Here is a 13,623-nt window from a genome sequence, read left to right as displayed (position 1 = left end):
GGACTTGAGTGAGACGGGTTTCGCAAGGTCGTCTCACTCAAGTCCGGGCAAGCGGCCTCCTACCAAGCTCAGTACTGACCCCGCCCGCGCCACCCACCTGTTTCGCGCGCTGCTCGTCCTGACGAACAGCGAGGCCGCTACCGACAATTGATCTCTACCGCGGGTAGCCCACGATCAGCACATGCCCCCGGAACAGCGTCACCGGGCCGGGATTGGCTGAGTGAGGTTCACCGGGTTGCCGTCGGGGTCCTGGATGTGGGCGACGCGCTGTCCCCACGGCATGTTGTTGGGGCCGCCGCGGACCGAGCCGCCCAGCGCCTCCACCCGGCCGAGCGTCTCGTCGACGTCGTCGACACCGATGCTGAGCAGGATTCGCGACGCCGCCCCGGTCCCCGGGTTCGCCTTGGCCACCAGCCCGAGGTCGGTGTCGCCGATGCGCAAGCCGAGGTAGAAGGCCGGGCCTTCGGCCGGTACCCGGAAGATCTCCTCAGCGCCGAACAATTTCGTATAGAAGCCGAGCAGAACGTCCTGGTCGGCAGTAATGATCACCGGCTGGATGGTGGACATGGCACTCCTGTCGAGAACGATCGTGTCGCTGGGTAGACCGTTCGAGGACGGTGAACTCATCGGTAAAACCACCCCGCCGGACGATCTGCAACACAGACTGCCGCCCACGACCAGCACGAGCACCCCAAAACGAGGTCACGCCACCCCGCTGACCAGCCACTTCAAGATGGCGGAGCTTCACTGTTCTTGAGGGGGCATAACCTATGTTTGTTTCTGTATCCGCCCGCCGTATTGCGGCCACTGTCCTGGCCGCCGGCGCCGTCGCCCTGCCGGCCTGAGCTCACGACAACGACCGCCACCGGCAGCCGCGGGTCGAGATCAGCGCCGTGCAGGCCGACAGCCCGGGCCGCGATAACCGCACCAATCGGTCGCTGAACGCCGAGTGGGTCGAGCTCACCAACCACAACCGCCGCGCGGTGAACCTGGATGGCTGGACGCTGCGCGACGAGGACGGCCACCGCTACCGCTTCGACAACGTCGTCCGGCTCGCCGGCCGCGCCACCGTCCGCATCCACACCGGTATCGGCCGCGACACCCGCACCGACCTCTATCAGGACCGCCGCAACCAAGTCTGGGACAACCGTTCCGGCACCGCGCCCCTGCGCGACGACCGTGGCCGCACTATCGACATTGAGTCCTGGGGCCGCGGACACCACCACCGCCGCTGACACCCGGCGGTGAGCGGGCTGCCCGCAAGGCGGGCTGAAAGCCCCGCCACCCATGCAGGCCGTGCGCCGGGGCAGCCTGATCTGCCCCGGCGCACACGCACGGTCTCACCTATGGCTCATGGGGAGGATCGTTCGGCTGAAACGCTCGTGGAGCGAATCGCCGAGAGGCGGCAGCCTTCTGTGCCCCCACGGCCCCGGCTGGCCTGCCCTGATCAGCCGGGGCGCGGGTGGTGGAGGTTGAACATTCCCCCCTGTACCAGCCCGGTGGGCTCGCGGCATTCGGTCCGGCGTCGGCCTAGGTCGGCAAGATGTAGTTATGCCCGAATACCTTGAACTCGATGTGGCTGGCGCTGCGTTGCGTGTGGAGCTGTCCGACGCCGGAGAGCCGGCAGCGGCCCTCGTCCTTGCCGAGACGTCGGAGGCGCCGGATCTTCCCGAGGTATTTGGCACCTCCACTCCGGTGGCGCGCGGGGGACGGGCTGCTGCGCTCGCAACGGACGGCCTGCGAGCCACGCTGCGCCCGCTCGGGCAGCTCCTGGAGGAGGTCCACGGTGCGGTCGCGGGCACCGAGAACGCGCCGCAGGAGCTTAAGGTCGAATTCGGTATCCAAATCGGCCAGGACCTCAAGCTGGGCATCGTGGGTGTGAACGGTATGGCGCCCCGACCGTGAGCGCGACCTGGCAGCAGCAGAGCACTGTCGGTCCCGCGCAGGGGGCCGGGTCGGTGCCGAGCGAGGCGTGCTCGAAGGCTTCCTTGGAGGCCCTTTCGATGTCGCGGGACGCTGCCCCACTGATCGGCGAAAACCGGGACAAACCGCCTGAATTCCGGGGCCCTGCTAGTAGGGCTCACCTGCCGTTCCATGGGGAGGGCGCCCGGCGTCAGGAGCGGCTGAGCTCGTGGCCCATTCGGTGAGGGCGGTGAGGGCGTCCACCGGGTGTCTGGCACGGATCCGGATCCTTCGGTAGCGGTCGCCCGGCACCGGAAACTGCGGGGATCGGTCCGATCTGCGGGCGAGGCGCCAGATCCAGGTGCCGCGGTGAAGCCTTCGGGCCGAGGGGAAGTCGTGGTCGCCGCGTAGCCGTACCTCCACGTTCAGCGGTTCGCGGAACGGAGTCAGCTCGGTCGTGTCGTAGCCGATGCGGAAGCTGACCTCGGCGTCCTTCCAGTCCAGCTGATCGGCTTCCGCGATTCGCTCGCGCGCGATCCGGGCGCCTTTGCGGAGGAGCACGGGGTCATGGATGACCAGGGCGTCGGTCTCCAGGGTGAGCCGGGGTCTGGACAGCAGAGCCCTGACAGTCTGCACCTGAGCCGGAACGGTCGCGAAGGACGCCGCACCGGCTGCCACGGCCATCGCGGTGCCCAGCACATCAGGCTGCCCCGCGACGGCGTCCAATCCGAATGTGAGGGCCGCCAACGGCAGGCCCAGCCCCCACGGAAGCACGGCGAACATGGCAAGTACGGCCCGCCATCGTGAACGGACAAGCGCGATGTCCATGACCGGCGATGCTAGGCGGCCAGGGCCGGCCATGCCAACATCGTCCACGCCCTCAGGCACCATGGCCGCGATGACCGCCGAATCCTCAAACCCTACGGATTTCGGATTTGGACAACCGGCCACCTAACCGGCCAGGTCACCAACTTGCCGACGCCCTGGCCACCTCCCGAGGCGGAAAGAGATCCCGGCCGGCACGGAACATGGCTGACGGTCGCAGAGAAGTCCGGCGCAAGGCCCGCCCCGCGCGTCGCCACCGCGAGATTCATGGGCCACGGCAATCCTCTGGCCAATACGGTGTTCGTCGGCTGGGTTCGGTTCGCCACCCGGTGATCGGTTCTTCACCCCAGCTCCCTGTACCCCGGATCAGCGCTCTGGCCCGGGGTACGGCCGTGTCATCACCAGGACTGTCAGACCGGTCCTGCATCCTGTGCCCATGGCTGACACTTTCGTCCACGCCCCATCGGCGTGGAACGTCGCGCAGCTCCGCGAAGCGATCAAAGACCTGCCCGATGACGCTCCCATCCGCATCGGTGTCGCCGACGACCCCGGCAACTTCGACTGCTACGCCACCTACGTGCTCGTAGACGCCGAACACGTCGAGAACTGGTGGCCGGCCACCTCCAATACGCCTGAACGCACCGAAACAGAGAAGGCACTCACCCTGTTCGCTGACTGGACAGCCGACAGGTACGAGCTGCTCGACTAGCTATCGCTGTCTTCCGGGTGCCCGCGCAGGCAACCGCCAAGTGGAAGGCCCGTATGTCTGACCAGCCCACTTCACCGCCCCCGGCCATCGAGTTGATCGTTCCCGCCAGCGCGGTGGACATGATCAGCCCCCGCTGCTGCCGGAGCTGCGTCCCGCATTCGCAAGGAGACCGCAATGAGTGACACCGACTTGATTGTGCCGATCGAGGTCCACGCGCTGGCCGTCAACCGGGCGAACATCTCGAACGCACGGAGTTTCGATGAATCCGATGCGGGTGTGTTCCTGCAGTGGCAGCTCCCCGAGGCCCTCACCCACGGGTATGACCACCCCGACAACGGGCAGATCGACTTCCCTCTGGTACCCAACCGCTGGCTGATGGTTCGCTACCACGGCCCGGCCAACGCACGCCAGGCCGCCGGCTGGGTTGTCCACAGTGACTTCCTGGACAACGAAGGTCCGCACGGGGCGCGGGGCACCGCCCGGAGCCTCACGTTGTACAACAGCCGGACCGGGCCCGCCGCAACGGGGAGGAGACTCGACCTGAGGGCCGGCTCGTGGGTCGAACCGGACGGCCCCGCGGAAGGACTGTTCCTCACCGCGGTCGGCCCCGGACTGCCGACGTTCGCCGCCTACCAGCCGTACAACGAGAACGTCTTCTCCGTCCACGACTCCCTGGTGTACCGCAACGGGGATCCCGCCCTCGCCAACGGCACCCTCAGCTACCTGGTCACCGGCTGGTACAGCGACGACGACGCCGACAACCTGTCCAAGTCCGCCGGTATCGGCGAATTGCTGCCTCCGGACCCGGCCGAGCTGTCCCCCGATCCGGGCCGGCTCGCCGGCATCCCTGACGCTCTCGGACGGCAGCCGTCCGGCTCCGCCCAGGCCCCGCGCACCCTGTACAGCGGTACCGCCCTCGGCGTGACCTGGCAGCACGACGCAGACAGCCGTCCGTAAAGCTGCTTCCAGGCCGCCTGCGCGACGGCCGCGTCAGTCGCAGTGAAGCGCCATAGCAGCAGGAGTCCACCCTGGAGTCGCTGCTCGTCGAGCTGGATCTGCTGTGGCAGAGGCTGAGAGCGCGGGGGTGGAGAAACCTGGAGGGCTCAGGGAGCCGCGCAGCCGGTGGGAGTACGTGGTGTCCGGGGCCGACCAGCTGGTGCTGTGGCACGGACGGACCCGTCCGGGTGCTGGACGATCCGCTCCGGACCCGGGCGGTAGTACAGCTCGGAGCCTGCCTCGCGGACCGTGCGACGGCCGCCGTCCTGGACGGTGCGGCGGTTGCCGAGGTCCGGCTCGCTGATGCCGCGGCCGTCGCCAGCGCGTCGACGAGGTCGGCGCCCACCATGAGGCCGCCCCTCTCCACACCGAGCGTTTCTCCCAAGCCGTCGACAAACTGGGATCCGACTCACCCGCAGTCCGGCTCGGCGGGGTCCACGCACTGACCGGGCTTGCCGACGACGCCCGGGACGACAACCTGCGCCAGACCTGCATTGACGTCCTGTGCGCCTACCTCCGCCTACCCTTCTCTCCCTCTCCCGGCGACCTGCCCGATCCCTTTGCCCGACACTCGCCGAGCCGACAGAGGCAGCCGCACTGCCCCGCCCAGCGCAGTAGGCAAAGTAACCACGGCATCGCCCCAGGTCAGCGGTATCCGTTGGTTTTGCGGCCGCTGATCCGGCTCCCCCTCCAGGTGGGTGGAAATCCGCTTGGTGAGCCCTCTCGCCCGTGCTGAAATACGCGGATGGATACTTCTGAAGTACTCGCCCTCTTCGACCGTCAGATTCGGCGGAATACCCTCGCCGACGCGCCCGGCGTCCGGGTCGAGCGGGTCGGCAAGGTGGTGCGACAGGTCGGCGTCGAGGGCGGCTGGAGTGCGGTCGTCTGGTCCGGCCTGGACCAGGCCACAGCGCGGCAGGAGATCGCCGAGCAGGTGCGGTACTTCACCGAGCTGGGCCGTGAGTTCGAGTGGAAGCTCTACTCGCACGACCAGCCGGAGGATCTCGGCGAGCTGTTGCTGGCGGCCGGGTTCGAGGCTGAGCCCGACGAGGCCCTGATGATCGCCCGGATCGCCGACCTGCCCGACGGCGGTGGGCTGCCCGAGGGTGTCCGGCTGCACCCGGTGACCACCCCTGCCGACGTGGAACTCATGCTGTCCGCGCACGAGGGGGCGTTCGAGACGACTGCGGACTGGCTGCGGCCGAGCCTGTTCGACATGCTGGCCGAGAGCTCGGGGACGGTCAGCATGGTCGTCGCGATGGCCGGCGACGTGCCGGTCTGCGGGGCGCGGATGGAGCTACACCCAGGCACCGAGTTTGCCAGCCTCTGGGGCGGCGGCACCGTACCCGCCTGGCGCGGCAGGGGGATCTACCGGGCGCTGGTTGCGCACCGCGCCAAGATCGCCGCCGAGCACGGCTACCGCTACCTGCAGGTGGACGCCTCCGACCAGAGCCGCCCGATCCTGCAACGGCTCGGCTTCGCCGCTCTGAGCACCACGACCCCGTACGTGTACAAGCCGTAGCCGGTACCCCCTGCTCAACGCTTCTCGCTCGCAGGCTGGAGCACTTCGGCCAGGCAGGGGTGAGGAACTTCCTGGGCCTGGAGGGCGGCAAAGTCGGCGTGAGCCCGATCGACGACCTCGGGGTATACCCGGGCCGTAGACGCCGCCCGCGCAGCGACGGCCACGCTGAATTGCCCCGATACCTGGGCTGGGTGGAGATCCTGCGACGTGACATCCAGTTCCTCGACCTTGGCCGGAGCCGCGTCAACACGCGGGTCATGCGGCAGATCTCGCGGATCGGATCGAGCCTGGCCAGGATCGATCCGGTGAGCAATGAGCTGCGCCTGTTCCGCGTTCAGCAGCGGGCTATCGGCGAACTGATGGTCCATCCCGATGGTGAGCCGGGTCGACGTCGCTGTCTGGGCTACGCGGAGTTCTGCGTGAAGCCGGAGCACGACAACGACTTCGCCGAGTGGTTCTCCGTCCTGCTGGCGGACATGGACCGGCTCGCTGCGGACACCGCCCCGGCCATCACTCGGCTACAGGATCTGCAGACGCAGTTGGTCACGCTGATCGACCTGCTGGATCCGAAGAGGGCACGCTTCCCGGAGTTCCGGCTCGCCTTTGACCGCGGCAGCCACACTCTCGGGTGAGCGCCGCGCCCACTTGCGCGACGCTGACGTGACAGGCTCGCATCCGCCTGACTTGGAAGGTCAGGGGCCAACGGCACGAACCCTGCAGTGGTCAATCTTCGATGGCAATCAGTGAACTTTCGCTGACACGGGGCAGTCGGATGGTCCGACGGGGGATGGGAATCTGCCAGCTGCATCCCCTTCGACTCCCGTGGGCCTCGCTTCTGGTTCGGCCTCGGGGGCCGATCAGGGCGTCCGGCCCACACACTCCGGCCGATTCACTGATCTCGGCCGGCACCAACCACCATCACGCCCATGCCTGACTTGATGCCCTCGTGGAGCACGACCGCGCTGGTCTCGATCGTGACGTCCCTGCTCACCCTCATAGTCAGCAGGTGGTACATCTCGCCCCTGCTCGAAGTCCGCAACCGGCGCTTCCAGACGAAGACGCAGGCCCGTGAGAAGTTCCAGGCCAACATGCTCACCATCCTGTCCGCCGCTACCCGACTGCGCCGCGCAGGCTTCGAATTCCTCCGCAAACGTGTCCTGTTGACCTGACCGAGCGTCACCACACCACACGAAGTGGACCAGAGCCCAGAGATCAATTACAAAGCCACGAAGCATGGGTCGGCGCGTCACTGCTCATCGAGGGATGCCTGCCGGGCAAGGAACTCCTCGAACGCCGCCTTCTGCTTCGGATCCATGAAGCCTTGGCGGACATTGCGGGCCTGGTCCTGGTGAACATCCTCCGCACCGACATGGCCATGCACCGCCCTCTGTCGGCCGACTCCGAACTTGCCCCGACCATCACCGTGTAGGCCCGCGCCCAGCAAGACGCGGTTTGGAGCCGACAGCAGATCGCCAACCAGGTCCGCTCAATGTTGCGCGAGTTCCATCCCGCCGCCCTCTTTGCCTTCCAGAGCAAGAAGGGCGGGATGACCCGGCCCGATGCCTGGGTCGTCCTCGCCCTGGCACCCACCTCGGCCAAGGCCGCCCGGCTCACCCTCACCCAGTTACGGGCCGCCCTCAAACCCGCTCCGCGGGAACGTCCCGCAGCTCACGCTCATGCGGGCGCACCAAATGCCTGCCCGTCTATGCGAGTTGGTCCATACAGCCCCCATGCTTGACGGATCACCGTCAAGTCGGCTATCCGCCGTCCGTATCTCCTGGTCGTCATCGCGACGCCGTGGGAGAGTCCCGGTGCTCTCCCATGAACCTGCCCGTGGAATCTGCCTTGGGTAATGACGGCCACGGCAAGCCGGAATTGATCACGGCAGGCACCATTCGGCTGAAAGAGACCGAATGGGACCTCATGCTCCCGTGATCACGGATGCAATTCCGCACTACAGCACGCGAGGCCGTTGAAACAAGTCGCAGCCGGAGAAGGGCGGCTGAGCAGATATCTGCTGATTGACAATCAACGATACCCCGTAGGAGAGGTACGTGTCTCATTCCCCCCCGCGACCATTCCGCCGCAGGTCGCTTCCGGTGGCGTTGACCACGACGGTCGGACGTGTCTGCGCGCTGATCGTGACGCTCGCTGTCGCCGTGCTCACGGTGATCGTTGTGCCGACCGCGGCCCCCGCCTCCGCGGCCTCCGCCGAGAGTCCTGTCCCGACCACAAAGGCCGCCGACCCCACCTCGCCCGGCCAGCACCCCACCAGTCAAGTGTGCGCCAAGCCGTCAAAAGCCGGTGAGATGTCCTGTCTCGCCATGGTCCGCACCGATATCGTCGCGGCGAAGGGTCTCCAGGCTGATGCCGCTCCCACCGGTTTCGGCCCGGCCGACCTGCAGAGCGCGTACAACCTGCCCTCTGGCGGATCCACTGAGACGGTCGCGATCGTGGATGCGTTCGACAACCCGGACGCCGAGGCGGACCTGGCCGTCTACCGTCAGCAGTACGGGCTGCCGGCATGCACCACGGCCAACGGCTGTTTCAAGAAGATCGACCAGCGCGGCGGCACGAACTATCCGCCACCGGACGCCGGGTGGGCCGGGGAGATCGCACTCGATGTCGACATGGTCAGCGCGATATGCCCGACCTGCAAGATCTTGCTGGTCGAGGCCGACGACAGCAACGTGGACAACCTCGGTACGGCCGTGAACCAGGCGGTGGCCCAGGGCGCCAAGTTCGTCTCCAACAGCTACGGCGGCCGCGAAGGTTCCGATCAAACCCAGGCCGACGATGCCTACTTCAACCATCCTGGTGTCGCGATCACCGTCAGTAGCGGTGACTACGGTTACGGCGTCTCGTATCCGTCCTCGTCCCCGCATGTGACGGCGGTCGGTGGCACCTCGCTGGTCAAGAACACCTCCACCAGCCGCGGTTGGACCGAGGCGGCGTGGAGTGGTGCGGGCAGTGGCTGCTCGGAGTATGCGTCCAAGCCGTCGTTCCAGAAGGACACCGGCTGCGCGCGTCGTGCGGTCGCCGATGTGTCCGCGGTGGCGGACCCGAACACCGGTGTCGCGGTCTACCACGGTGGCTGGCAGGTCTTCGGCGGCACCAGCGCGTCCGCCCCGATCATCGCCTCGGCCTACGCGCTGGCCGGGACACCGGCGACGGGTTCGGCCCCGAACTCCTACCCGTATGCCCAGCCGTCCGCGCTCAACGATGTGACGTCCGGAAAGAACGGCAGCTGCTCGTCTGCCGGCTACCTGTGCACTGCGGGCCCGGGTTATGACGGGCCGACCGGTCTCGGCACTCCGAACGGGCTCGCCGCGTTCCGTTCCGGGCCGAACGGCACTCTCACCGGCACCGTCACCGACGGCACGGCTCCACTGGCGGCGGCCGAGGTCACCGTGGGTGACGTCACGGCGATGACGGACGGGCAGGGGCACTTCACCCTGACCGTGCCACCGGGAACGTATGACGTCAGCGCGAGCAAGTTCGGGTACGCCGGCAAGACCGTGCCGGGTGTCGCGATCGCGGACGGGAAGACGGTGACCGAAGACTTCGCGCTGACCGCGAAGCCGCGTGTCAACGTCGTGGGCACGGTCCATGACGGTTCTGGCCAGGGCTGGCCGCTGTATGCGACCGTACGGGTCAAGGATGAGCCGACGGCGGTCGCCTACACCGACCCCAAGACGGGGAAGTACACCCTGAGCCTGCCCGCCGGGAACACGTACACTCTGCAGGTCGACCCGTTGTATCCGGGTTACAAGCAGGACTCTCAGGATGTTCAGGTGGGTTCGGCGGATCTGACGCATGACGTCAATGCATCAGTCGACCCGATGACCTGCAGCGCGGCCGGATACGGCTACCGCTACGCCGGTACCGGCGAGTCGTTCGACGGCGGCACCACGCCGTCGGGCTGGACCGTCGATGACAAGGTGGGCAACGGCCAGACCTGGGTGTTCAACGATCCCCGCAAGCGCGGCAACAAGACCGGCGGGTCCCGCGGCTTCGCCATCGTCGACAGCAGCAACTACGGTTACGGAAACACCCAGGACACGTCGCTGATCAGCCCGGTTATGGACTTCAGTCAGCGAACCCACCCGTCCCTCGTCTTCCGCACCGACTACTACGGCTTCTCGTTCGGCCAGACCGGGGACGTCGATCTCAGCGTCGACGGCGGCCAGACGTGGACCAATGCCTGGCACCACACCAAGGACAGCACCCGGGGGCCGCGGACCGAGGTAGTGGACCTGCCCCAGGCTGCCGGCAAGGCCAACGTCCAGGTACGGTTCCACCTCACCGCCAAGTGGGGGTGGTGGTGGCAGGTTGACGACGTCTTCATCGGCGACCGCACCTGTGACCCGGTGGACGGCAGCCTGCTCGTCGGCCGGGTGACCGACAAGAACACCGGCGCCGGGATCAACGGCGCCTCGGTGACCTCGGCTGACAAGCCCGCGGAGCAGACGACCTCGGCGGCGACGCCGAACGACCCGAAGCTGGGCGACGGCTTCTACTGGATGTTCTCCTCGCTCACCGGGGAGCACAAGTTCTCCGCCACGGTGGGGAATTACTACGTCGCACAGGACATCACCGTCAACGTGGCCCCGAACCACGCAACTGACGGCACGTTCGCCCTGCCGGCACCCCGGATCGCGGTCAGCCCGGCCAAGCTCAGCAAGACGGTCGCCTGGAAGGGCCAGGGCAGCTCCACCCTGACCTTGAAGAACACCGGAACAGCCCCGGTGACCGCCAAGATCGATGAGCTGCCGGGCGTCCACCAGCCCGCCGCGGCGCAGCAGGGCGCTCCGCTGCAGGAGGTGAAGGGAAACTACAGCCCCCTGCGGCTGCGGCCCGGCAAGACCACGCAGACGGCGCCCACCAAGCCCTCGGCGACGCCGTACGAGGCACCGTGGACGACGGTGCCCGACTACCCCGTCCCGATCATGGACAACGCTGTGGCGACCATCGACGGCAAGGTCTACTCAGCTGGCGGAGCCGACGGCACGCATATGCTCAGCAAGGCATACGTCTACTACCCGGGCGCCAAGGGGTGGAGTGCCCTGCCGAACCTGAGCGTCGCCCGGGAAGCGCCGCAGGCGGTCGCCCACGGTGGCAAGCTCTACGTCTTCGGCGGCTGGGGTGCGAACGGGAATCCGGTGGCCAAGACCGAGATCTACGACCCGCTGACCGGCGCCTGGTCCACCGGCGCCGACAACCCGAAGCCGTATGCCGGTGCCGCCATGACCGTGCTGGGCAGCAAGATCTACATCGTCGGCGGCTGCGCGTCCGCCTGTGGCACGACGGACGTGCAGGTGTACGACCCGGCCACGAACTCCTGGAGTTCGAGCAAGGCCTACCCGGAGTCGATTTCCTGGCTCGGCTGCGGCGCCATCGCGAACAAGCTCTACTGCGCGGGCGGGTCGTCGGGAAGTACCACCACCGAGCACGCCTACAGCTACGACCCGGCGTCCGACAGCTGGACTCCCATCGCCGACCTGCCGATCGACCTGTGGGGGATGGGCTACTCAGCGGCAAACGGGAAGCTCCTCGTGTCCGGAGGCGTGACCAACGGCTCCGGGACGCTCACCAACAAGGGCTCCGCCTACGACCCGGGTTCCAACACCTGGTCCGCACTGCCCAACTCCAGCCGCACTTTCTACCGTGGTGGCTCCGCCTGCGGCTTGTACAAGATCGGAGGTAGTACCGGAAGCTTCGTCGCCTTTACGACCTCGGAGCTGCTGCCCGGCTTCGACCAGTGCGCTGACACCACCGATGTCCCCTGGCTGTCCAAGGACAAGACCGACGTGACGCTTCAGCCGGGCGAGAGCGTTGACGTCACCGTGAGCTTCAACGCCGACATCGCCGGGATCACCCAACCCGGCACGTTCGCCGCGCAGCTCGTGATCAGCGCGAAGACCCCGTACGGGATCGCGCCGGTGCCGGTGACGTTCGTGGTGAAACCGCCCAAGACCTGGGGAAAGATCACCGGGACGGTCATCGGAGCCGACTGCACCGGCACGCCGACGCCGCTGGCCGGAGCAACCGTGCGGGTCACCTCGAAGAAGGCGGCGAGCTACATCCTGAAGACCGACCAGAACGGTCATTACCAGCTCTGGCTCGACGTCAGGAACAACCCGCTCGCGGTGACCGCGTCCAAGGACGGCTGGGCGTCGCAGACCGCATCGGTCGAGATTAATCCACGCAAGCCGACCACGGCCGACTTCTCTCTCGAACACGACCACACCTGTACCTGATCCAACGCTCGTGCGGGCCGGACTCCGGCCCGGCCCGCACCGGCAGATGACGGCCCCGCCACCGATCCGATGGCGGAGCCGTCACCCTTCTCGGCCGCCTCCGGTCTGCAGCAGGGGGATCGGCCCCATACGGGCATTCACGCCCGCGGCCGTGCTGGCCCAGCAGGCGGCGCGCCTCGGGCTGCTGTGCGGAGGTCTTTTCCAGGGCGAGGCCGCCGCGGCCCGGAGCTTTGGATTGCCGCCGTAGACCTCGTCCCCGGTGACCCAGCCTGCGTGGTGTCCGGCGTCCAGGAACCGTTCGATCATCGTGCGGGCCAGTTCCGGCTTGGTCGCGAAGGCGGTGTCCTCGCCGAGCCCGGCGGCCTGGCAGCGTTCCGGGTCGGACGTCCAGGAGCGCGGGAGGTACAGCTCCCGGTCCACCGCGGCGTGTCCCCGCTCACCGGCGTAGACGAGGTAGACGGCGACCTGGGAGCTCTCGATCCGTCCGGCTGTGCCGGTGTATCGGCGCTGGACGCCGACGGTGTGGGTGCACTTCTTCAGGTCACCGGTCTCGTCGACGACCAGCACTGCGGCCTCGTCGTAGAGGTGCTCGACGACGTATTCACGCACATCATCACGGACCGCATCCGCGTTCCAGAAGTCCCCGCTCCGCCGGAGAACAGCGTTGTGATACCCGGGCCCGCCCCATCCGTGTCGCTTCTTCGACCGGCCTTCCCGTTCGGGGAACGGCAGAGCAATCAAGGCATCAATGATCGACAGTTGCTCCTCGGCGGAGCCTGCGGACCGGGGCTGGATCGGGCATGGCCGGAGTGCAGGGCCAGTGACAGTTGTCGTGCCCAGTCACGCCCCACCGGCAAGATCACGATCCACAGCTGAAGTACTGGGCGACGAATTGGCCTGATGGCAAAAATGATCCGATACTTGGCTTGTATGAACCATTTCGGTCGATTCCTGCAATTTACGGGCAGCCTGCGGGAGGACTTGGCGCTCCTTGCGCCCCTGGTGCTGACCGCCATCATCACTGTGATTGCCTTTGTCACTCCGAGTAACCTCCACTTCAGCCGCTTCCTCTCTCTCGCCCCCGCTTTCGCTGCCTCGGTGTGGCCAGTGGTCGGAACGGTAGCCATAGGTGTGCTCGCCGCGGCCATCGACGTAGTGATCGCCGTAACCATCGGTAATGTGAGTGAGCAGCACACACACCTGTTCACCCTCGCGGTGATCGCGGGCGCCACCGCCGCGGCCGCGTACGCCAGTCATGTGCGCCAGCAGCGGGAGCAGACCCTCGCCGACGTTCGTTCCGTCGCCGAGACGACCCAGAAAGTCCTGCTGCGCCCCATGCCGCACCGCCTCGGCCGGCTGGACATCGAGGCTCTGTACCTGGCCGCCGCGGCCCAGGCCCGCGTCGGCGG

At 67.3% G+C, this 13,623-nt stretch carries 10 protein-coding genes and 5 pseudogenes; 11 read left to right on the top strand and 4 right to left on the bottom strand.

Annotated features, from left to right (window positions below; translation table 11 throughout):
• Positions 1 to 198: 198 nt before the first annotated feature.
• Positions 199 to 567, bottom strand: a complete 369-nt coding sequence (locus ACFU8Q_RS31300; RefSeq protein WP_384460317.1) for a VOC family protein — start codon at positions 565 to 567, stop codon at positions 199 to 201.
• A 203-nt stretch (positions 568 to 770) separates the two neighbouring features.
• Here ACFU8Q_RS31300 and ACFU8Q_RS31295 point away from each other — a divergent pair.
• Together ACFU8Q_RS31295 and ACFU8Q_RS31290 are read left to right on the top strand one after the other, a co-directional pair.
• Positions 771 to 1,235: pseudogene (locus ACFU8Q_RS31295) on the top strand (lamin tail domain-containing protein).
• Between the two features lie 316 nt (positions 1,236 to 1,551).
• Entirely contained in the window at positions 1,552 to 1,905 is a 354-nt protein-coding gene (locus tag ACFU8Q_RS31290) for a CU044_2847 family protein (protein WP_384460314.1), read from the top strand.
• Positions 1,906 to 2,070: 165 nt separating this feature from the next.
• Here the strand turns inward: ACFU8Q_RS31290 and ACFU8Q_RS31285 are convergent, their stop codons facing one another.
• On the bottom strand, positions 2,071 to 2,730 hold the full coding sequence (locus ACFU8Q_RS31285) for a hypothetical protein (protein WP_384460311.1): 660 nt from the start codon (positions 2,728 to 2,730) through the stop codon (positions 2,071 to 2,073).
• 433 nt (positions 2,731 to 3,163) lie between these two features.
• Here ACFU8Q_RS31285 and ACFU8Q_RS31280 point away from each other — a divergent pair, with 433 nt between their 5' ends.
• The 8 genes and pseudogenes from ACFU8Q_RS31280 (at position 3,164) to ACFU8Q_RS31245 (ending at position 12,214) form a co-directional block, all read left to right on the top strand.
• Positions 3,164 to 3,436, top strand: a complete 273-nt coding sequence (locus ACFU8Q_RS31280) for a DUF6225 family protein (protein WP_384460308.1) — start codon at positions 3,164 to 3,166, stop codon at positions 3,434 to 3,436.
• A gap of 174 nt (positions 3,437 to 3,610) precedes the next feature.
• Positions 3,611 to 4,393 carry a hypothetical protein gene (locus tag ACFU8Q_RS31275; RefSeq protein ID WP_384460304.1) on the top strand — a complete coding sequence of 261 codons (783 nt, stop codon included), beginning with the start codon at positions 3,611 to 3,613 and terminating at the stop codon, positions 4,391 to 4,393.
• A 352-nt stretch (positions 4,394 to 4,745) separates the two neighbouring features.
• A pseudogene (locus tag ACFU8Q_RS31270) lies at positions 4,746 to 5,006 on the top strand (pentapeptide repeat-containing protein); the annotation flags it as partial.
• 171 nt (positions 5,007 to 5,177) lie between these two features.
• The gene (locus tag ACFU8Q_RS31265; RefSeq protein ID WP_384460301.1) at positions 5,178 to 5,954 is read left to right on the top strand and encodes a GNAT family N-acetyltransferase; all 777 of its coding nucleotides are present in this window, start codon (positions 5,178 to 5,180) and stop codon (positions 5,952 to 5,954) included.
• A 59-nt stretch (positions 5,955 to 6,013) separates the two neighbouring features.
• Complete coding sequence (locus ACFU8Q_RS31260; protein ID WP_384460298.1) at positions 6,014 to 6,586, top strand: hypothetical protein; 573 nt, start codon at positions 6,014 to 6,016, stop codon at positions 6,584 to 6,586.
• Positions 6,587 to 6,880: 294 nt separating this feature from the next.
• The gene (locus ACFU8Q_RS31255; protein ID WP_384460295.1) at positions 6,881 to 7,123 is read left to right on the top strand and encodes a hypothetical protein; all 243 of its coding nucleotides are present in this window, start codon (positions 6,881 to 6,883) and stop codon (positions 7,121 to 7,123) included.
• 170 nt (positions 7,124 to 7,293) lie between these two features.
• Positions 7,294 to 7,614, top strand: a pseudogene (locus tag ACFU8Q_RS31250) (IS110 family transposase); the annotation flags it as partial.
• Positions 7,615 to 8,053: 439 nt separating this feature from the next.
• Positions 8,054 to 12,214 carry a carboxypeptidase regulatory-like domain-containing protein gene (locus tag ACFU8Q_RS31245; protein WP_384460292.1) on the top strand — a complete coding sequence of 1,387 codons (4,161 nt, stop codon included), beginning with the start codon at positions 8,054 to 8,056 and terminating at the stop codon, positions 12,212 to 12,214.
• A 216-nt stretch (positions 12,215 to 12,430) separates the two neighbouring features.
• Here ACFU8Q_RS31245 and ACFU8Q_RS31240 read toward each other — a convergent pair.
• Positions 12,431 to 12,850: pseudogene (locus ACFU8Q_RS31240) on the bottom strand (IS701 family transposase); the annotation flags it as partial.
• A gap of 204 nt (positions 12,851 to 13,054) precedes the next feature.
• Positions 13,055 to 13,408 carry a hypothetical protein gene (locus ACFU8Q_RS31235; protein ID WP_384460288.1) on the bottom strand — a complete coding sequence of 118 codons (354 nt, stop codon included), beginning with the start codon at positions 13,406 to 13,408 and terminating at the stop codon, positions 13,055 to 13,057.
• On the opposite strand from ACFU8Q_RS31235, the pseudogene ACFU8Q_RS31230 reads away from it, so the two are divergent.
• A pseudogene (locus tag ACFU8Q_RS31230) lies at positions 13,394 to 13,623 on the top strand (serine/threonine-protein phosphatase); the annotation flags it as partial. The gene ACFU8Q_RS31235 and the pseudogene ACFU8Q_RS31230 sit on opposite strands and share 15 nt — an antisense overlap.

Origin of the sequence: Streptomyces sp. NPDC057543 (assembly GCF_042801895.1) — a bacterium.
Lineage (GTDB): Bacteria > Actinomycetota > Actinomycetes > Streptomycetales > Streptomycetaceae > Streptomyces.
The sequence above is the reverse complement of the archived record's forward strand: the minus strand, read 5'-3'. Positions and strand labels throughout refer to the sequence as shown.

Bases quoted from the DNA above. Each gene is read 5' to 3' on its own strand.
- ACFU8Q_RS31255 (WP_384460295.1), top strand. From the start codon at position 6,881: ATGCCTGACTTGATGCCCTCGTGGAGCACGACCGCGCTGGTCTCGATC.
- ACFU8Q_RS31275 (WP_384460304.1), top strand. From the start codon at position 3,611: ATGAGTGACACCGACTTGATTGTGCCGATCGAGGTCCACGCGCTGGCC.
- ACFU8Q_RS31265 (WP_384460301.1), top strand. From the start codon at position 5,178: ATGGATACTTCTGAAGTACTCGCCCTCTTCGACCGTCAGATTCGGCGG.
- ACFU8Q_RS31285 (WP_384460311.1), bottom strand. From the start codon at position 2,730: ATGGACATCGCGCTTGTCCGTTCACGATGGCGGGCCGTACTTGCCATG.
- ACFU8Q_RS31280 (WP_384460308.1), top strand. From the start codon at position 3,164: ATGGCTGACACTTTCGTCCACGCCCCATCGGCGTGGAACGTCGCGCAG.
- ACFU8Q_RS31300 (WP_384460317.1), bottom strand. From the start codon at position 567: ATGTCCACCATCCAGCCGGTGATCATTACTGCCGACCAGGACGTTCTG.
- ACFU8Q_RS31290 (WP_384460314.1), top strand. From the start codon at position 1,552: ATGCCCGAATACCTTGAACTCGATGTGGCTGGCGCTGCGTTGCGTGTG.